This is a genomic window from Burkholderia sp. GbtcB21 (assembly GCF_019091065.1).
GTDB lineage: Bacteria > Pseudomonadota > Gammaproteobacteria > Burkholderiales > Burkholderiaceae > Burkholderia > Burkholderia pyrrocinia_C.
Genome location: NZ_JAGXKA010000019.1, coordinates 46,018 through 64,243, shown reverse-complemented (window position 1 = coordinate 64,243; position 18,226 = coordinate 46,018). Strand labels below are relative to the sequence as shown.

Here is an 18,226-nt window from a genome sequence, read left to right as displayed (position 1 = left end):
GCTGTGGCCGCCGCATCCGTCAGCGTGCGATGCCGAGCCGCGCCTTCGCGTCGTCGTACTCGCGCTTCAGGCGCTCGACGAGCGCACCCACGGTCGGCAGGTCGTCCATCAGCCCGACGCCCTGGCCGGCGCCCCAGATGTCCTTCCACGCCTTCGTCTTGTCGCCGCCGAAATTCATCTTCGTCTTGTCGGATTCCGGCAGCGCTTCCGGATCGAGGCCGGCTTTCTCGATGCTCTCGCGAATGTAGTTGCCGTGCACGCCGGTGAAGAGGTTCGTATAGATGATGTCGGACGATTTCGCGTTCAGGATCGCGTGCTTGTAATCGTCGATCGCGTGCGCTTCCTGCGTCGCGATGAAGCGCGTGCCCATGTACGCGAAATCGGCGCCCATCGCCTGCGCGGCGAGGATCGAGCCGCCGTTCGCGATCGAGCCGGACAGCACGATCGGACCATCGAAGATCTTGCGGACTTCGCCGACGAGCGCGAACGGCGACGTCGTGCCCGCGTGGCCGCCCGCGCCGGCCGCGACGAGGATCAGCCCGTCGACGCCGGCTTCGAGCGCCTTCTGAGCGTGGCGCAGGTTGATCACGTCGTGCAGCACGATGCCGCCGTAGCTGTGCACCGCGTCGACGATCTCGCGCGCCGGCGCGCGCAGGCTCGTGATGAAGATCGGCACCTTGTGCTCGACGCATACGCGCACGTCGTGTTCGAGCCGCGCGTTCGACTGGTGGACGATCTGGTTGACCGCGATCGGGCCGATCACCGCGTCCGGGTGTTTCGCCTTGTGGTCGGCGAGTTCCGACTGGATCTGCGTGAGCCACTCGTCGAGCAGTTCGGCCGGACGGGCGTTGAGCGCGGGGAACGAACCGACGATGCCCGCCTTGCATTGCGCGAGCACGAGTTCGGGGTAGCTGACGATGAACATCGGCGACGCGATGACGGGCAGCGTCAGGTTCTGCAGGACGGTGGGCAATGCCATGTGATGTCTCCAGTCTCCAGGGAGGGCCGGCGCCCGCGCGGTCGCGTTGACGCCGACACCATGCTTTGCGGTCGAACGATGATTCGAGTGTAGCTGCGGAACGAGATCGTTCATATTAATACGAACGGTCGTGCGATTCTACGCGAGCTTAACAAAATGCGCGGTGTGGCCGCAATCGAGTGAGTGTTCTCTTTCTACGGATTCTGGCTGCTGCCCCGCTGTGAAGATGCGCGAGCGCTCCTAAAATAGCCGCCATAACAAACCAACGAGAAATAAACCATGTCGTTTGAGGCGTTTGCACCGTTTCGCGTGACGGTGCAGGACACCGACATCTTCGGTGTCAAAGGAGGCGCGGGCCCGCCGCTCCTGTTGCTGCACGGGCATCCGCAAACCCACATGATCTGGCATCGCGTTGCCGCGACGCTCGCGAATCACTTCACGGTGATCGCCACCGACCTGCGCGGATACGGCGCGTCGGGCCGGCCGCCGAGCGACGCGCGGCACGCGCCGTATTCGAAACGTGCGATGGCGGCCGACCAGGTCGCCGTGATGCGGCATTTCGGCTTCGAGCACTTCCATGTGTGCGCGCACGATCGCGGCGCGCGTGTCGCGCACCGGCTCGCGCTCGATCACGCGGATGCCGTCGAGCGGATGATGCTGCTCGACATCGCGCCGACGCTCGCGATGTACGAGAAAACCGATCGCGCGTTCGCGACCGCGTATTTCCACTGGTTCTTCCTGATCCAGCCGGAGCCGCTGCCCGAGACGCTGATCGGCGGGCATACCGATGCGTATATCGAGCGCGTGATGGGCAACCGGTCCGCCGGGCTCGCGCCGTTCGCGCCCGAGGCGCTCGATGCGTACCGCGCCGCGCTCGCGCAGCCGGGCGCGGTGCACGCGATGTGCGAGGACTACCGCGCATCGGCGACGATCGACCTCGAGCACGATCGTGCCGATCTCGAGCGCGGCAACAAGGTCGCGTGTCCGCTGCGCGTGCTGTGGGGCGAGAAAGGGATCGTCGGCCGCTGCTTCGATCCGCTCGACGAATGGCGTCGCGTCGCGCGCGACGTCAGCGGCCGCGGGCTCGAATGCGGGCACTACATTCCGGAAGAGGCGCCCGTCGCGCTGATCGACGAACTGCTCGCGTTCTTCGAGGCGCGCGACCCGGCCGCATGAGGGCGCGGGCGGGCGGCGCGGGCCGTCCGCTCAGCGGTGTGCGCTGTCGTCCTCGACGAGCGGCGGCAGGCGGCGCGGCACGGGCGTCGATTTCACGATCGCGGTGCTCGTCTCCGCGCGCTCCGTCACCTTCGACAGGATGTCGTCCAGGTGCGCGATCGTGCGCAGGTAGAGCCGGCAGATGAAGCAGTCTTCGCCGGTCACCTTGTCGCATTCGACGAATTCGGGAATCCGCCGCAGCAACTCCTCGACCAGATGCAACTGGCCGGGCAGCGGCTTCACGCGGACGATTGCCTGCAGCGTGTAGCCGAGCGCGCGCGGGTCGAGCTCGACGGTGAACGCGGCGATCACGCCTTGCGCCTCGAGCCGCCGCACGCGGTCGGCGGTCGCGGGCGCCGACAGCCCGATCTGCCGCGCGAGCTCGCTGGTCGCGATGCGCGCGTCGTCGGCCAGCGCCGCGAGGATCGCGCGGTCGGTCGCGTCGAGCGACGCGACGGCGGGTGGGGAAAGGCGTTTCGGCATGATCGCTTTGCTTTCGAAGGTAAATCGGCTGATTCACTTCAGTTTAGCCATGGTTGCGGCGAAAGCAAGTTTCTAGAATCGAAGTCATCCACTCTCATCGACGGAGTTCAATATGGCCTCGAATGAAATTCGCCGCGGCGCCGCCGAAATGGTCGTCGCGATGATGATGTCCGGCACGATCGGCTGGCTCGTGATGTCGTCGCAGCAGCCGCTGACGAACGTCGTGTTCTTCCGCTGCCTGTTCGGCGCCGCGACGCTCGCGATCGTCTGCGCGGCGTTCGGCTTCCTGCGCCGCTCGCTGTTCTCGCTGCGGATGCTCGCACTTGCGACGCTCGGCAGCGTCGCGATCGTCGCGAACTGGCTGCTGCTGTTCGCCGCCTATTCGCGCGCGTCGATCTCGATGGCGACCGCCGTCTACAACACGCAGCCGTTCATGCTCGTCGCGCTCGGCGCGATCGTGTTCCGCGAACGGATCACCGCATCGACGATCGCGTGGCTCGCGCTCGCGTTCGCCGGGCTTGTCTTCGTGGTGCGCGTCGAGCCGGCCGTGCTCGCGGTGCCGGGCGAATATCTGGAAGGCGTCGCGCTGTCGCTCGGCGCGGCATTCCTGTATGCGATCTCGTCGATCGTCACGAAGCATCTGAAGGGCACGCCGCCGCATCTGCTCGCGCTGCTGCAGGCCGGCCTCGGCATCGTGCTGCTCGCGCCGTTCGCGCACTTCGATACGCTGCCCGCGACTGCCGGGCAATGGCTCGACCTCGTCGTGCTCGGCGTCGTGAACACGGGCCTGATGTATGTGCTGCTGTACGGCGCGATCCAGAAGCTGCCGACCGCGATGACAGGCGCACTGTCGTTCGTGTATCCGGTCGTCGCGATCGTCGTCGATCGTGTTGCGTTCGGGCAGACGCTCGCGTGGACGCAGGTGTTCGGCGCGCTGCTGATCCTGCTCGCGGCGGCCGGCGTGAATCTCGGCTGGCGCATCGTGCCCGCGCGTCGCACGGCGGTCGGCAACTGAAACGGTCGTACGATTCGGCGCTGCGACGGGGTACCGCCGCGGCTCGCCGGCGGCGGATTTCGGGTACGAGGATTGCGCGCGGATTGTGCTCGAAATGAGCCCGCGCGCACGCGCGAAAGACGCTGTAAGAAGTTGTAGGGAAACACCCGATGCGATGCGGCCGCGTCGCTCGTATCATGCGGGCTGTGACGTTGATCACGTTCACAGGATTCCGATCTCGATGCCGTTCGCCCGTGAGGCTGAACGGCTTTTTTTTTATGTGCCGCTCCCGGCGAGCATGCGCCGCCGCGCATCGAGCCGTGCGAGCAGCGCGCGCCGCGCGTCGTCGTCCGACGCACGCCACCCCTTGATCTCGTCGCGCGTGCGCAGGCAGCCCGCGCACCAGTCGGTGCGCGGATCGATCCTGCAGACGTCCGTGCACGGCGAGGCGACCGTGCCGACCGGCACCTGCACGTCGCTCATGCGTTGTCCCGCAAGGCGACGTCCGCGACCGGCGCGCCCGTCAGCGACACGAGTTCGTGCGGCGACAGGTTGAACACCGCGTGCGGATGGCCGGCGGCCGCCCACAGGCTGTCGAGCTCGAGCAGGTCGGCATCGATCAGCGTGACGGGTTCGACGAGATGGCCGATCGGGCAGACGCCGCCGATCGCATAGCCGGTGTTGTCGCGCACGAACTTCGCGTCCGCGCGGCCCACCTCGCCGACCTGCGCGGCAACCTTTTTCTCGTCGACGCGGTTGACGCCGCTCGCGACCACGAGCACGGGCGCGCCGTCCGACTGCCGGCGAAACAGGATCGACTTCGCGATCTGCGCGACCTCGCAGCCGAGCCCGGCCGCGGCTTCGGCCGACGTCTTGCCGGTTTCGGCGAGCATCACGATGCCTTTCGCATGGCCGCGCTCGCGCAGCAGCAGCGCGACTCTGCGCGCGGAATCGGGGAGGGAATCGAATGAAGCAGGTGTCGTCATGTTGAGGAATCCATGGAATGCCGGGGTCAGACGCAGGTCGCGGCGTCGGCCGCGCTCTGCGCCTTGGCGAGCAGCGCGCGACCGGCGCGCGACACGTTCGTGCGGCCGATCGCGTTCGAGATGAAGTCGCCGGCGGCGACGACCTGCGCGAGATCGACGCCGGTGTCGATGCCGAGGCCCTGCATCAGGTACAGCACGTCCTCGGTCGCGACGTTGCCGGTCGCGCCCTTTGCGTACGGGCAGCCGCCGAGGCCGGCGACCGACGCGTGAAAGATCTCGATCCCTTCGAACAACGCCGCGTAGATGTTCGCGAGCGCCTGGCCGTAGGTGTCGTGGAAATGGCCCGACAGGCGTTCGCGCGGGAACACGCGCGTGACGGCCGAGAGCACTTCGCGCGTGCGCTTGGGCGTGCCGACGCCGATCGTATCGGCGATGTCGATCTCGTCGCAGCCGAGCGCCGCGAAGCGTTCGACGACGTCGACGACCGACGCGACCGGCACCTCGCCCTGGTACGGGCAGCCGAGCGTGCACGACACGCTGCCGCGCAGCCGCAGGCCCGCGTCCTTCGCGGCCTTCGCGACGGGCTCGAAGCGCGCGATGCTCTCGGCGATGCTGCAGTTGATGTTCCGCTGCGAGAACGCCTCGCTCGCCGCGCCGAAGATCACGACTTCGTCGGCGCGTGCGGCGAGCGCGTTCTCGAAGCCCTTCAGGTTCGGCGTGAGCACCGAGTACACGGTGCCCGCGCGGCGCTCGATGCCGGCCATCACGTCGGCGCCGTCGGCCATCTGCGGTACCCATTTCGGCGACACGAACGACGCGGCCTCGATGTTGCGGAAGCCGGCGCGCGACAGGCGGTCGACGAGCGCGATCTTCACGTCGGTCGGCACGAAGGTCTTCTCGTTCTGCAGCCCGTCGCGCGGGCCGACTTCGACGATCTTGACGGCGGTGGGGAAGCTCATGGTTGTCTCCGGTTTTGTCTGTGTTCAGTAGCCGCGCGCGTAGTCGACGATGCCGCCGACGCGCTCGCCGCGCTCGAATGCGCGGATCTTGCCGGCGATCTGCTCGACGGCCTCCGCGCGCAGCGTTTCGGCCGAGCTGTGCGGCGTGATCGTGATGCGCGGCGCGCGCCAGAACGGATGGTCGTCCGGCAGCGGTTCGTGCTGGAACACGTCGAGCGTGGCCGCGGCGATCCGGCCGCTCGCGAGCGCGTCGAGCAGGTCGGCCTCGACGAGATGCGCGCCGCGCGCGACGTTGACGACGTACGCGCCGGGCGCGAGCCGCGCGAACGCGCGCGACGACAGGATGCCGTCGGTGTCGGGCGTGCTCGGCAGCAGGTTGACGAGCACCTTCGCGCCGTCGATGCACGCGTCGAACGCGCCGTCGCCGGCGAAGGTCGCGATGCCGTCGAGCTGCTTCGCGCTGCGGCTGTAGCCGCGCACCGGCAGGCCGAGCGCGGCGAGCGCGAGCGCAACCTGCGCGCCGAGCACGCCGAGGCCGAGCACGGCGACGGTGAACGTTGCGCGCGGATGCGGTTCGAGCGGGTGCCAGCGGCGCTCGCGCTGCTGCGCGTCGTATTCGTCGAAGCGGCGCAGGTAGCGCAGCACCGCGTGCGTCACGTATTCGACCATCTGCTGCGCCATGCCCGAATCCTCGAGCCGCACGAGCGGCACGTGCGCGGGCAGCGTGCCCGGATGCGCGCGGTCGAGCGCGAGCAGCGCGTCGACGCCCGCGCCGAGGTTGAAGATCGCGCGCAGGCCGTCGCGCGGCGCGAACAACTCGCGCGGCGCGCGCCACACGAGCGCGTAGTCGGCGGCGGCCGTGTCGCCCGGTTGCCATGCGCGCAGTTCGGCTTCCGGCAGCGCGTGCGCGATCTCGTCGCGCCACGCGGCGGCTTCCTGGTGCGGGGAATAGAACAGGATCTTCATTGCATGACTTCGCGCGCGCCGGCGAGGCTCGTCACGGGAACGGCGAGAGGGGCCGGGCGCAGCGCGCCGGCGGGCGTAGCGGACATCGGGCGTCTCCTGACGACCGGGCCCGGCGCGTCGGCGCCCGGCCCGGTTCCGTGTGAAGCTGACGGGAAGCCCACATTCTACGGTTTCGACGCGAATTGCGCCGTTGCGCGGGCCGGCGCGCGCAAAAGCAAAGCACAAAATATTGGTTCGGCCGCCGGGCGCCGCGCGCCACAATCGAAACTCGTCTTCAAGCAAGCGAGGGCAATCATGCGCGCATGCAGCAAATCGGCGTGGCCGCCGCGGCTCGTCACCGTACCGGGCCTGCACGGCAGCGAAGGCGCTCACTGGCAGACCTGGCTCGAGCGGCAGTTCCCGCGCTCGCTGCGCGTCGAGCAGGACGACTGGGATGCCCCCGATCTCGCGCGCTGGGCGCAATCCGTGCGCGCGCTGCTCGACCGCGAGCGCGGCCCGTTCGTGCTCGCCGCGCACAGCTTCGGCTGCCTCGCGGCCGCGCATGCGCTCGCGCAGTGGCCGCATGCCGGCGATGTCGCGGGCGTACTGTTCGTCGCGCCCGCCAGCCCGAAGAAATTCACGTTTGCCGGGCCGTTCGACGCGCGCCGGCTCGCGGTGCCGTCGATCGTGATCGGCAGCGAGACCGATCCGTGGATGCCGCTCGCCGATGCGCGCACGCTCGCGCAGCGCCTGGGCAGCGCGTTCGTGAACCTTGGCGATGCCGGGCACATCAATACGGCGGCCGGTTTCGGGCCGTGGCCGCGCGCGAAGTATTTCATCGACACGCTCGTCCATTGCGCGGCGCCGCTGCGCTTTCGCGATGCGGACGACGGCTTCGAGGCCGCGCTCGTCGACCGTGCGCTCGCACACGCGGTCTGACGGGCGGGGCGGCTGCTGCCCGCCACGCTGTTCACCTCGGTTCTGCGGTCGGGGGGCGGAAACGGCGCGATCAGCTCGGCGAAGATGCAGCGGTGGCCGACGCGGCCGCGTTCGACGCGGGCTTCGCGTCGTCGTCGTCATCGGGCGGGTAATGCACGACGGGCGGCGCGAGCGGCGCGGCACCGGACGCGGCGGCATTCGCGCTGGCATCGCTGTTGAACGCGCTGGCGGAGCCGCTCGATGCGCCGGCCTGCTGCGATGCGTCGGCCGCGTGCGCGTCGTGCGGCGCGTCGTCGCTGCAGGCGGCGACCAAAGCGGCGGCACAAAGAACGACGAAGACGGAAACGCGACGCATGACTTCTCTCCTGGCAGGCTGATCGGGAAACGTTTTCGAGTATGCCGGTGCGATGCGACGTTTCGGTGAATCGTTTGCGACCGGCACGTGATCGCGAAATGCTTTCGTCAAACTAACGAATTACTTTCGTGCGCGCATGCAGCCGGCATGCGGCCATCGCCGGCCGCCGTCTGTCAGCGCCGCGGCGTCCTGCGCCGCACTTCGCTGCGCAGCCAGTCGAGCCAGGTGCGGATCGCCGCTTCGTGCGGATGGCCGGGGCGCCACACGACGTAGTGCGCATACACGTCGGTCACGCGCACCGTCGACACGCGCACGAGCGTGCCGGCCGCGAGTTCGGGCTCGATCAGCGAGCGGCGTGCGAGTGCGACGCCGCGCCCTTTCAGCGCCGCGTCGATCAGCGCGTTCGCATCGGTGAAGCGCGGCGCGCGCGCGGATTCGGTGAGGTCGAGCCGCGCGGCCTGGAACCACGGTTCCCACGGTTGCGCGGGATGGCGCAGCAGCGTCGCGCGCACGAGATCGGCCGGCGCGCGCGGCACGACGCCGTCGCGATTGCGGTACGTGGGGCTCGCGACCGGAAAGATCGTCTCGTTCATCAGCTTCTCGGCGACGACGCCCGGCCACGTGCCGGGCCCGTAGCGCAGCGCGACGTCGATGCGGTCGCGCTTGCGCAGCGGCGCGAGCGTCGCGTCCGGGTGCAGCGCGATCGCAATGTGCGGATGCGCGGCCGAGAAGCGCGGCAGGCGCGGTGCGAGCCAGCGCTCGGCGACGCTCGGCAGCACGCTGACGTTCAGCGTGACGTCGCAGGTGCGCGGGCGGCTGCGCACGGCGAGCGTCGGCTCGAATGCGCGTTCGAGCACGCTCAGGCCCTGGCGCACCTGCAGCGCGAGCGCGTGCGCGGCGTGCGTCGGTGTCGCGCCGTTGCGCTCGCGCGTGAAGAGCGGATAGCCGAGCTGCGCCTCGAGCGTGCGGATGTGCTGGCTGACCGCGCCTTGCGTGAGTGCGAGTGCATCGGCCGCGCGCGTGAAGCTCTGCAGCCGCACGGCGGCCTCGAACGCACGCAGCGTCTGCAGCGGAGGGAGGTGGATACGTCGCATGCGGGTATTAGTAACACTAATGTCCGAGCACGACAATTCATCGTTTGCGGCGCCCGGCCACGCATTCCTACACTCGGTTCAGTCTTCCACAGCCCGGTCGGGCCATACCATCATGAACGCATATCGTCTCTATCTTTCGCCGGGCGCGTGCTCGCTTGCCGCTCACATCGCGCTGGAGGAAACCGGCGCGCCGTTCGACGTCGAGATCGTCTCGGTGCAGAAGCAGCAGAACCTCGAAGCGCGCTATCTCGCGATCAACGCGAAGGCGCGCGTGCCCGTGCTCGCGATTCCGGGTGAGCCGCGCGTGCTGACCGAAACGCCCGCGATCCTCACGTATCTCGCGCGCCGTTATCCGGATGCGCAATTGCTGCCGCTTGGCGATCCGCTGCGCGAGGCGCGCTGCCATGAATGGCTCGCCTGGCTGGTCGGCTGGGTGCATGGCGTCGGCTACGGCGCGCTGTGGCGGCCAGGCCGCTTCATCGGCGACCCGGCCCTGCACGGTGCGGTCAGCGAGCACGGTCGCGGCACGATCGATGCCGCGAACGAGAAGATCGAAGCCGCGCTCGCCGACGGCCGCACGTGGGCCGAACCGGGCGGCCATTCGATCGTCGATCCGTTCCTGCTCGTGCTGTATCGCTGGGGCGTCGCGATCGGGCTCGACATGACGCGGCATCCCGCGTGGACCGCTCATGCGCAGCGCGAGGCCGAACGGCCGGCCGCGCGGCGCGCGCTGGCGCGCGAGGCGGGCTGACGGATGCGCGAGCGTCGGTGCGTGCGCGGCGATGCCCGGCGTGCAACATGCGGCGCGCTATCGCGCGGCGAACAGCGGATAGGTCGCGCCGGCGACCAGCGCGGCCGCGAGCCAGACCATGCCCCACGAACTGACGGCGAGCAGCGGCGGAATCGCGAGCGGCGTCGCGAACAGCCCGAGGTAGACGATCGTGTTCGCCATCCCGAGCGCGGTGCCCGCGTGGTTCGCGCCGGCGAGCGTCGCGAGCTCCGTGTACGCGACGCCGTGCCATGCCGATACGCAGACGCCCGCGAACACGAGAATCGCGACGATCGCCGCGAGCGGCACGTGTGGGCTGCCGGCCGTCACGGCGGCAAGCAGCGCGAACGACCCGGCGGCGACGAGCACCGAACCGCGCAGGTACGCGCGGCGGTTGCCGTGCCGGTCGGTATGACGGCCGCTCCAGACGCGCATCACCATCGCGCCGAGCTGCAGCGCGACCATCGCCGCGCTGATGCCGGCGAGGCCGAGCCGGCCGAAGTCGTGCAGGAACACCGTCGCGAACGTGAGCACCGCGAACTGCGGCGTGCACAGCAGGCCCATGCCGAGCACGATGCGCCACACGCGGCCGCTCGCGAGCGGGCTGCGCGTTTGCCGGGCGGGCTGCTGCTGTTCGACGGGACGATGCACGGTGCCGTGCACGGCGGCCGGCGCGGCGGGCGGTTCGTGCAGCCAGCGCCAGGTCAGCGCGGCCGATCCCGCGCACAGCAGCATCAGCGCACCGAATACCGCGGCGAAGCCGAGATGCGACGCGAGCGACGGCAGCAGTGCCGCGCCGATGCCGCCGCCGAGCGGCACGGCCGTCTGGCGGATGCTCATCGCGAGGCCGCGTTCGCGCTCGCCGAACCAGCGCATCACCGCGCGCCCGCTCGACCCGTTCACGCTGCCGCCAAGCAGGCCGACGCAGCTCATCATCGCGACGACGCGCATCAGCGGCGGCACCGCGTGCGCGGTCGGGACGATCGTGCACACCATCAGCGCGAGCATCGCGGCCGTCGCGACGAGCCCGCTCAGCAGCACGCGGCGATCGCCGAAGCGGTCGGCGGCGATCCCCCACGGCAGCTCGGACAGCGCGACGCCGAAGCCGAGCGCGCCGAGCACGAGGCCGAGCGCGCCGTTGTCGAGGTGATAGGCCGTGCGCATCCACACGGCGGTGGTCGGAATGCCGGCCGCGGCGGCCGAAAAGCTCATGTTTGCGGCGACGCCGGCCGCCAGCACGCGCCAGCGGTGGGCCGGCCCGCGCGCGGGCGAGGAGGGGGAAGCGAAGCAGGTGGTATCCATGGCGACAGGCCCGGTTGGAAATTGACATCGACAGTCTGGCGGCCTACATTCATCCTGAAAATCGGAAAGTTTTTGATGAATCGTTCGATAAAACAGGATGATTGACGTGCCCGGACAAGACCTTCCCCGTGGTGGCGGCGAGCCGCTCGCGATGGCCGATGCCGCGCAGGCAAGGCCCAATTTCGACGTGGCGGCGCTGCGTAGCCTCGTCGCGGGCGTGGATCTCGGCAGTTTCGCGAAGGCGGCCGACCGCGTCGCGCGCTCGTCGTCGGCGGTGAGCGCGCAGATCCGCAAGCTCGAGGAGCAGGCCGGCACGCCGCTGTTCGTGAAAGCCGGGCGCGGGCTCGCGCTGACCGATGCCGGCGACGCGATGCTGCGTTATGCGCGGCGGATGATCGAGCTGAACGACGAGGCGGCCGCGGCCGTGCGCGGCGTGAATCTCGACGGCTGGGTGCGCGTCGGGCTGCAGGAGGATTTCGGCGAGGCGATCCTGCCCGACGTGCTCGGGCGGTTTGCGCGCGCGCATCCGAAGGTGAGGATCGAGGCGCGCGTGGCGCGCAATGCCGAACTGCTCGACCGGCTCGATGCGAACCAGCTCGATCTCGCGCTCGTGTGGGGCGACCCGGCGTCGGCGGCGCTCGTGTCTCGGGCAGGGATCGACAGCGAAGCGATCGCGCAGGTGCCGATGCAATGGATCGGCGCGGCGGGCGCGGGCGGTTTCGGGATGCCGGACGGCGGCGGGGACGGCGCGGAAGACGGTGCGGCAGCGGTTACGCGCGGCGAAACGGGTTGCGAAGCGGGCGGCCGTGCCGTGCGCGCGCCTGGCGAGCCGCTGCCGCTCGTCGTGTTCGACCGGCCGTGCCGGTTCTTCGGCGCGGCGACCGATGCGCTCGACCGCGCGGGTGTGCCGTGGCGCGTCGCATTCACGACGCCGAGCCTCGCCGGGCTATGGGCGGCGGCGGCGGCCGGCCTCGGGCTGACGGTGCGCTCGCACTACGGGCTGCCCGCGTCGGTGCGCGTGCTCGACGCGGCGTCGTCCGGGCTGCCGGAGCTGCCGCGCCTGCCGCTGATCCTGCTGCGGCGCACGTCGTCGGCGACGCCGACCGTCGACCGGCTCGCGCGGATCGTGACGCAGGCGGTGCGGGATGCGACGGAGGGGGCGGGGGCGGCACTGGCGGCCTGACGAAACGTACGATTGCCGCGGCGGTTCGCGACTCGGCAGCCCCTCGGCCGATCGGACGAATGGATCGACCGGGCGAACCTGACTACAGTGATGGTCACCCGAAACGGAGGTCATCATGCAAAACGCGAACATTCCCGACGCCAGTGCGATCGATCCATCGCAACGGGCTGATTCCACGATCCGCGATGACGGGGCGTCAGCCGATCGACTCGCGCCTGCCAAGCCGCCCATTCGGTTCGGCGTCCTGCAAGGGCAGGCCTGGATCGCGGACGACTTCGACGCTCCGCTGCCCGATTACCTGCTGGATGCTTTCGAAGGGCGCTGACGCGGCTGTTGCTCGATACGCACATCTTTTTGTGGATCGTGACCAATGACCCCAAGCTCAGCACGCGGGCGCGCGGACTGATCTCGGCCGCCGACGAACGTTTCGTCAGCAGCGCGAGTATCTGGGAGGCCGCCATCAAGGCCGGCTTGAGGAAGCTCGACATTGACGTGGGCAAGCTGATTCGCTCGATCAGCGCAAGCGGGATTCGCGAGCTACCGGTTCGGGCCGTGCATGGGGCAGCAGTCCGTGATTTGCCTCACTACCATCGCGCCCCGTTCGATCGCTTGCTGGTCGCGCAGGCACGGCACGAACCGCTTCAGTTCGTGACCGCCGACGCCCTTCTTGCACGGTACGGCCTGTCTCTGGTTCCGACAGTTTGAAATAATCCGTCGGGCCGAAACGCTTCTGTCGCCAGCGCTCCACGCGGCGTTGACGCTTATGCCGCCGCGACGTCCGGCTCGATTTCGTCGAGTGCCGCGAAGATGGCTGCCAGCCGCTCTCGCAACCCGTCGCTCGCCGGCACGAACGGCAGCCGCAATCCGTCCTCGCACCACCCTTGCGCAGCCAGCACGGCCTTCACCGGCGCCGGGTTCGGCTCTGCGAACAGCGCCGCGACGAGCGGTTGCAGCGCGACAGACAGGCGCCGAGCATCGGTGAGCCGCCCGTCGCGCAGCAGCGCATGGATGCGCACATGCCATTCGGGCAGCACGTGCGCGCTGCTGGCAATCGCGCCGTGCGCACCGGCGCATAGTGCCGCGAAGTTCTGGTTGTCGTCGCCGGACAGGATCGCGAGCGGCGTGTCGTGCACGAGCCGGCTCATCCGGTCGAGCGTGCCGCCGCATTCCTTGATGCCCGCGACGCGCGGGTCGCGCGCGAGCGCCTGCAGCGTTTCCAGTTCGACGTTCACACCGGTGCGGTACGGGATGTTGTAGACGAGCACCGGCAGGTCGGCCGCGTCGACGATCGCCTCGACATGGCGGCGGATGCCGTCCTGCGTCGGCCGCACGTAGACGGGCGGCGTGACGAGCAGCCCGTCGGGCCGCAGCGCGGCGAGTTCGCGCGCGCGGGCCGCCGCGACATGCGTCGCGCTCGCGGTCAGCCCGACGACGATCGGCAGGCCAGGCGCCGCATCGCGCAGCGTCGCGAACACGGCATCCTGTTCGCGTGCGTCGAGCAGCACGCCTTCACCGGTCGTCGCGCCCGCGACGAAACCCGCGATGCCCGCGGCCGCATAGTGGCGCGCGAGTCGCGCGAGCGCCGCATGATCGACTTCGCCGTGGTGAAACGGCGTGATGATCGGCAGCCAGATACCTTCGAAACGTGTGTGCATGCAAAGCCTCATGGTGGAAACGGAGTGGGAAGGAACCGTTCCGCCGGCGGAGTGCCGGAACGAGGCATGCGGGCAAGGAGAAAGAAACGACCTGCGGGCATCCCGTCCGGCATTCGCCTGACGGGACGCGACGTCCCCGTCAGTCGAGGAGTCGTTTTTTCAGTTTCAGCCCGGCCGCGCGCGTACCTGCCGCGACGGCGGCGAGGATTGAGAGCGAACGCAGGGCAGCGGACATGGATGAACCGTGAAGTGGGCTGAACGGCGATCTTAACACCGGATCTGGCGCGCACGCGAGCGTCCGCCGCCGTTTAGCAGGATTCGAGATTTGCTTTCCACGACTGATTGGAAAGCGCGCCGCGGCCGGCCGCTAGAATGCCCGCTTACGTTTCGATGACAGCGCGTACGCGTGCCGTCACGCACATTCACCACCACTGGAAACGGGGCATATCACGATGGCAAGCATCAAGGGGATCGGTCGCTGGCTGCACACGGGCGCGGCGGCGGCGCTGGTCGTGGCGGCGACGGCTGCGCACGCGGACACGTCGATCCTGAACGTGTCGTACGACGTGACGCGCGAGCTGTACAAGGACATCAATGCGAGCTTTGTCGCCGCGTACAAGCAGAAGACCGGCGAGACGGTCGCGCTCAAGCAGTCGCACGGCGCGTCGAGCGCGCAGGCGCTGTCGGTGCTGCAGGGGCTGCAGGCCGACGTCGTGACGATGAACCAGCCGAACGACATCGACCTGCTCGCCGAGCGCGGCCAGCTGCTGGCGAAGGACTGGCGCGCGCGCTTCCCGGACAACAGCTCGCCGTATTCGACGACGATGGTGTTCCTCGTGCGCAAGGGCAACCCGAATGCGATCAAGGACTGGAGCGATCTCGCGAAGCCGGGCGTCCAGGTGATCATCGCGAACCCGAAGACGTCGGGCAACGGCCGCTACGCGTATCTCGCCGCGTGGGGCTTCCAGAAGCAGAAGGGCGCGACCGACCAGCAGGCGCTCGACTTCGAGAAGGCGATCTTCCGCAACGTGCCGGTGCTCGACTCGGGCGGCCGAGGCGCCACGACGACGTTCACGCAGCGCGGCATCGGCGACGTGCTGGTCACGTTCGAGAACGAAGTCGCGCTGATGGACACCGGCGCGTCGGGCGCGCAGTTCGACGCCGTGTACCCGTCGGCGAGCATCCTCGCGGAGCCGCCCGTCGCCGTCGTCGACAAGGTCGTCGACAAGAAGGGCACGCGCAAGGTCGCGCAGGCGTATCTCGACTACCTGTACACGCCGGAAGCGCAGGAGATCATCGCGCGGCACCATCTGCGCCCGCGCGACGCGAACGTGCTGAAGAAGCATGCAGCCGAGTTCAAGTCGCTGAAGACGTTCAGCGTCGAGCAGGTCTTCGGTAGCTGGGCGAACGCGCAGAAGACCCATTTCGCCGACGGCGGCACGTTCGACCAGGTGATCGTCGACCGGAAGTGACAGCGGCGCGCACCGCGCGCTTGTCCGCACGATGACGATGCAGCCGGCCGCTTTCATGCGGCCGGTTTTTTTTGACGCTGCGCGGCCGCACGCGTCCGGCCGCGCGGCAAATTTCCATTCCGAATCGGCACGCATTCCCGGCCGCCGCCGCGCGTGCTACGCTCATCGCCTTCCTGCAACCGGCACCGCGCGATGAACGTCGATTCGTCCTCCCCCGCCTCCCGCGGCCGTGGCCGCAAGCTCTGGTCGGGCACCCGCCCGGTGATCGCGTACGGGATGCCGCCGCTCGGCTGGCGCGACTTCTATCACCGCGCGCTGACGGTGAGCTGGCCCGTGTTCTTCCTGTCGCTCGCGGTGCTGTTCCTGCTGCTCAACGGCGGTTTCGCGATGCTCTACATGCTCGGCCACGCGCCGATCGCGAACCAGTCGCCGGCGGGGTTCGGCGGCGCGTTCTTCTTCAGCGTCGAGACGCTCGCGACCGTCGGCTACGGCGACATGCATCCGCAGACTACTTATGCGCACCTGGTCGCGACGTTCGAAATCTTCGTCGGGATGTCGAGCATCGCGCTGGCCACGGGGCTCGTGTTCGCGCGGTTTTCCCGGCCGCAGGCGAAGATCCTGTTCGCGCGCTATGCGATCGTGCGGCCGCTGAACGGCCGAATGACGCTGATGGTGCGCGCCGCGAACGCGCGCCAGAACGTGATTGCCGAGGCGCAGGCGAAATTGCGGCTGATGCGCGTCGAAGGCACGCACGAGGGCTACTCGCTGCGCAAGATCCACGACCTGCCGCTCGTGCGCAGCGAGCATCCGATCTTCCTGCTCGGCTGGAACCTGATGCACGTGATCGACGAATCGAGCGCGCTGTTCGGCGAGACGCCCGAATCGCTCGCCGCGCGCGACGCGTCGCTGCTGATCACGATCGAGGGCTCGGACGAGACGACCGCGCAGGTCATGCAGGCGCGTCACTCGTGGGCGCATGGGGAGATCCGCTGGCGTCATCGTTATGTCGACCTGATGCACGACGAAGACGGCGTCACGCACATCGACTACACGCATTTTCACGACATAGTGCCGGTCGACGCCGACACCGACGAGCGCGGTTCGCCGGGCGTGGTGGTCGACGCGGGCGCGGCGGCGCAGGGGCCGGCTGCGTAGGTGTGCTCGCGGGGCGGCGGGCGCCGCCCCGCATGCGTCACGCGTGCAGCAGACGCGCCGCTTCGCGTTGTTCGATCGCGACCGCGCGGCGGAACGCGTCGCGGTCCTCGGCTCGCGCGACGTAGTCGCCGAGCACGCCTTCGTGCGGCAGCAGATGCGCGTCGAACGCGATCTTCAGCGTGCTGGCGAGCAGCAGGTCGGCCGCGGTGAAGCGGTCGCCGACGAGCCAGGGGCTGTGGGCGAGCGTCTGCGCGAGTGCGCGCTGCACGCGCGTGATGTTGCCCCAGCCGAACGCGACCGGATTGCCCGATGCGCCCGTGAACTTCTCGGCCATCGCCGGCTCGAGGCAGGTCGGCGTGAAGAACATCCATTGCAGGAAACGGCCGCGCAGCGGATCGTCGGGCGCGATGCCGAGCCCGGCGCCCGGGCAACGGTCGGCGAGATAGAGCAGCACGGCGCCTGATTCGGCGAATGGCGCGCTGCCGTCGTCGAGCGCGGGCAGCTTGGCCATCGGGTTGACCTGCACGAACGCGTCGCTGCCCTGTTCGTGCGAGCGCAGGTCGATCGGCACGAGTTCGTACACCACGCCGATTTCCTCCAGCATCCACAACGCCCGGAATGCCCGGGTCTTCGGCCAGTAGTAGAGCTTCATCGCGCCTCCGCGTTTGGGTGCAGGCAGGGTCCGGTGGATGCTCAAGCGTACCCGAGCGCAGGAGGTTCGGACAGGGGCGCCCGGCTAGGGGCGCCCGGCTAAGGGTGGCCGGCTGGGGGCGCCCGACCAGGGGCGGCCCGCTGAGCGTGTCTCATCCGGTGTGTTGTGTCGGATATGAATCGGGTGGAAGGCCGGTGCTACAAGGATTCTTCGAATAACTAGTTATATTGAAACTAGTTATGAATAACGTCGAAAAATCCCGGTGTAAGCCTGCGTCACTACAATGCACCGCCTCTCCCGCTGCACTCGTGCACATGGCAGTGCAGGCATTCATCCGTGATCGCGACGCTTCGCGCAACGCGGGAATCTTCAACCCGGCGCCGCTGCCGCGCGCCCACCGCCGGTTCGACCGCGCATGGAGACAAGCAACGAATGGCAAACGACGATCGCACCACGATCATTCCGCGAAGAACGCCGGAATCGGCGGCCATGGTGGCCGAGGTCAAGCGAGCGATGGCGATCACCGCGCGGCTCAACCGTCTGACGTTCGACGATGCGGCAGACGTTCGAACGTTGTTCAGCGAACTGATCGGCGCGCAGGTGGACGACGGCTTCGTGCTGATCCCGCCGTTCCATGCGACGGGCGGCGCCGGCATGAAGATCGGGCGCAACGTGTTCGTCAACCAGAACTGCACGTTCTACGATCTGGGCGGGCTCGAGATCGGCGACGACGTGATGATCGGGCCGAACGTCAGCCTCATCACGTCCGGCCATCCGGTCGAACCTTCCCGGCGGCGCGACTTCGTCGTCGCGAAGCCGATCGCGATCGAACGGAACGTGTGGATCGGCGCGGGTGCGACGATCATCGGCGGCGTGACGGTGGGCGAGCATTCGGTCGTCGCGGCCGGGGCCGTCGTGACCAGGGACGTTCCGCCGAATACGCTGGTCGGCGGCAATCCGGCAACGGTCATCCGTTCGATTGCCGAGTGAGGTTGCCCGGAGTGCGTGTCGGCTTGAGTCAGCGCAATGGGCCGGATGTGGACAACTCACCCCCAAGGCGACTCGAAACGCTGTGCATTTGAATGGTGA

The 18,226-nt window shown here is 68.8% G+C and carries 21 protein-coding genes; 10 read left to right on the top strand and 11 right to left on the bottom strand.

Going from position 1 to position 18,226, the window contains the following annotated elements; all coding sequences use genetic code 11:
* Positions 1-19: 19 nt before the first annotated feature.
* Positions 20-979: a nitronate monooxygenase family protein gene (locus KVT39_RS31425; protein ID WP_034179215.1), complete on the bottom strand. Its 960-nt coding sequence runs from the start codon at positions 977-979 to the stop codon at positions 20-22.
* Positions 980-1,258: 279 nt separating this feature from the next.
* Here KVT39_RS31425 and KVT39_RS31420 point away from each other — a divergent pair, with 279 nt between their 5' ends.
* The gene (locus KVT39_RS31420) at positions 1,259-2,155 is read left to right on the top strand and encodes an alpha/beta fold hydrolase (RefSeq protein ID WP_105389563.1); all 897 of its coding nucleotides are present in this window, start codon (positions 1,259-1,261) and stop codon (positions 2,153-2,155) included.
* A gap of 30 nt (positions 2,156-2,185) precedes the next feature.
* On the opposite strand, the gene KVT39_RS31415 is transcribed toward KVT39_RS31420, so the two are convergent.
* Positions 2,186-2,677: an Lrp/AsnC family transcriptional regulator gene (locus KVT39_RS31415; RefSeq protein WP_034179213.1), complete on the bottom strand. Its 492-nt coding sequence runs from the start codon at positions 2,675-2,677 to the stop codon at positions 2,186-2,188.
* A gap of 112 nt (positions 2,678-2,789) precedes the next feature.
* On the opposite strand from KVT39_RS31415, the gene KVT39_RS31410 reads away from it, so the two are divergent.
* Positions 2,790-3,692, top strand: a complete 903-nt coding sequence (locus KVT39_RS31410) for a DMT family transporter (protein WP_105389564.1) — start codon at positions 2,790-2,792, stop codon at positions 3,690-3,692.
* 255 nt (positions 3,693-3,947) lie between these two features.
* Here KVT39_RS31410 and KVT39_RS31405 read toward each other — a convergent pair whose 3' ends face one another.
* Genes KVT39_RS31405 through KVT39_RS31390 form a run of 4 tightly spaced genes read right to left on the bottom strand, consistent with a single transcriptional unit; the run spans position 3,948 to position 6,582 of the window.
* A complete protein-coding gene (locus KVT39_RS31405) occupies positions 3,948-4,154 on the bottom strand; it encodes a DUF1289 domain-containing protein (RefSeq protein ID WP_034179211.1) in 207 nt (68 codons plus the stop codon).
* Entirely contained in the window at positions 4,151-4,657 is a 507-nt protein-coding gene (locus KVT39_RS31400) for a YbaK/EbsC family protein (RefSeq protein WP_034179210.1), read from the bottom strand. Before KVT39_RS31400 ends, KVT39_RS31405 begins: the two co-directional genes overlap by 4 nt.
* 26 nt (positions 4,658-4,683) lie before the next feature.
* Positions 4,684-5,616, bottom strand: a complete 933-nt coding sequence (locus tag KVT39_RS31395; RefSeq protein WP_105389565.1) for a hydroxymethylglutaryl-CoA lyase — start codon at positions 5,614-5,616, stop codon at positions 4,684-4,686.
* 24 nt (positions 5,617-5,640) lie between these two features.
* Positions 5,641-6,582: a glyoxylate/hydroxypyruvate reductase A gene (locus KVT39_RS31390; RefSeq protein WP_034179208.1), complete on the bottom strand. Its 942-nt coding sequence runs from the start codon at positions 6,580-6,582 to the stop codon at positions 5,641-5,643.
* A 294-nt stretch (positions 6,583-6,876) separates the two neighbouring features.
* Between KVT39_RS31390 and KVT39_RS31385 the strand changes: the two genes are divergently transcribed.
* Positions 6,877-7,500 (top strand): alpha/beta hydrolase, encoded by a 624-nt coding sequence (locus KVT39_RS31385; protein ID WP_105389567.1) that lies wholly within the window; start codon positions 6,877-6,879, stop codon positions 7,498-7,500.
* A gap of 70 nt (positions 7,501-7,570) precedes the next feature.
* Here the strand turns inward: KVT39_RS31385 and KVT39_RS31380 are convergent, their stop codons facing one another.
* Positions 7,571-7,855 (bottom strand): hypothetical protein, encoded by a 285-nt coding sequence (locus tag KVT39_RS31380; RefSeq protein ID WP_105389568.1) that lies wholly within the window; start codon positions 7,853-7,855, stop codon positions 7,571-7,573.
* Between the two features lie 173 nt (positions 7,856-8,028).
* Positions 8,029-8,949, bottom strand: a complete 921-nt coding sequence (locus KVT39_RS31375) for a LysR substrate-binding domain-containing protein (protein WP_175748995.1) — start codon at positions 8,947-8,949, stop codon at positions 8,029-8,031.
* 112 nt (positions 8,950-9,061) lie between these two features.
* Here KVT39_RS31375 and KVT39_RS31370 point away from each other — a divergent pair, with 112 nt between their 5' ends.
* Complete coding sequence (locus KVT39_RS31370; RefSeq protein WP_175748994.1) at positions 9,062-9,700, top strand: glutathione S-transferase family protein; 639 nt, start codon at positions 9,062-9,064, stop codon at positions 9,698-9,700.
* A gap of 57 nt (positions 9,701-9,757) precedes the next feature.
* Here the strand turns inward: KVT39_RS31370 and KVT39_RS31365 are convergent, their stop codons facing one another.
* Positions 9,758-11,020 carry an MFS transporter gene (locus tag KVT39_RS31365; RefSeq protein WP_217590923.1) on the bottom strand — a complete coding sequence of 421 codons (1,263 nt, stop codon included), beginning with the start codon at positions 11,018-11,020 and terminating at the stop codon, positions 9,758-9,760.
* Between the two features lie 97 nt (positions 11,021-11,117).
* Between KVT39_RS31365 and KVT39_RS31360 the strand changes: the two genes are divergently transcribed.
* From KVT39_RS31360 to KVT39_RS31350, 3 genes are all read left to right on the top strand, one after another.
* Positions 11,118-12,203, top strand: a complete 1,086-nt coding sequence (locus KVT39_RS31360) for a LysR substrate-binding domain-containing protein (RefSeq protein WP_217590922.1) — start codon at positions 11,118-11,120, stop codon at positions 12,201-12,203.
* A gap of 115 nt (positions 12,204-12,318) precedes the next feature.
* Positions 12,319-12,528 (top strand): hypothetical protein, encoded by a 210-nt coding sequence (locus tag KVT39_RS31355; protein WP_175748991.1) that lies wholly within the window; start codon positions 12,319-12,321, stop codon positions 12,526-12,528.
* 8 nt (positions 12,529-12,536) lie between these two features.
* A complete protein-coding gene (locus tag KVT39_RS31350; protein WP_254640696.1) occupies positions 12,537-12,908 on the top strand; it encodes a type II toxin-antitoxin system VapC family toxin in 372 nt (123 codons plus the stop codon).
* Between the two features lie 56 nt (positions 12,909-12,964).
* On the opposite strand, the gene dapA is transcribed toward KVT39_RS31350, so the two are convergent.
* A complete protein-coding gene (dapA, locus tag KVT39_RS31345) occupies positions 12,965-13,858 on the bottom strand; it encodes a 4-hydroxy-tetrahydrodipicolinate synthase (RefSeq protein ID WP_034179200.1) in 894 nt (297 codons plus the stop codon).
* 452 nt (positions 13,859-14,310) lie between these two features.
* Here dapA and KVT39_RS31340 point away from each other — a divergent pair, with 452 nt between their 5' ends.
* Both KVT39_RS31340 and KVT39_RS31335 read left to right on the top strand, forming a co-directional pair.
* Positions 14,311-15,330 (top strand): sulfate ABC transporter substrate-binding protein, encoded by a 1,020-nt coding sequence (locus tag KVT39_RS31340; protein ID WP_217590921.1) that lies wholly within the window; start codon positions 14,311-14,313, stop codon positions 15,328-15,330.
* A 192-nt stretch (positions 15,331-15,522) separates the two neighbouring features.
* On the top strand, positions 15,523-16,485 hold the full coding sequence (locus tag KVT39_RS31335) for an ion channel (protein WP_217590920.1): 963 nt from the start codon (positions 15,523-15,525) through the stop codon (positions 16,483-16,485).
* A 37-nt stretch (positions 16,486-16,522) separates the two neighbouring features.
* Here the strand turns inward: KVT39_RS31335 and KVT39_RS31330 are convergent, their stop codons facing one another.
* Positions 16,523-17,137: a glutathione S-transferase family protein gene (locus tag KVT39_RS31330; RefSeq protein WP_034179197.1), complete on the bottom strand. Its 615-nt coding sequence runs from the start codon at positions 17,135-17,137 to the stop codon at positions 16,523-16,525.
* 432 nt (positions 17,138-17,569) lie between these two features.
* On the opposite strand from KVT39_RS31330, the gene KVT39_RS31325 reads away from it, so the two are divergent.
* Positions 17,570-18,127: a sugar O-acetyltransferase gene (locus tag KVT39_RS31325; protein ID WP_105389576.1), complete on the top strand. Its 558-nt coding sequence runs from the start codon at positions 17,570-17,572 to the stop codon at positions 18,125-18,127.
* The last annotated feature ends 99 nt before the right edge of the window (positions 18,128-18,226 follow it).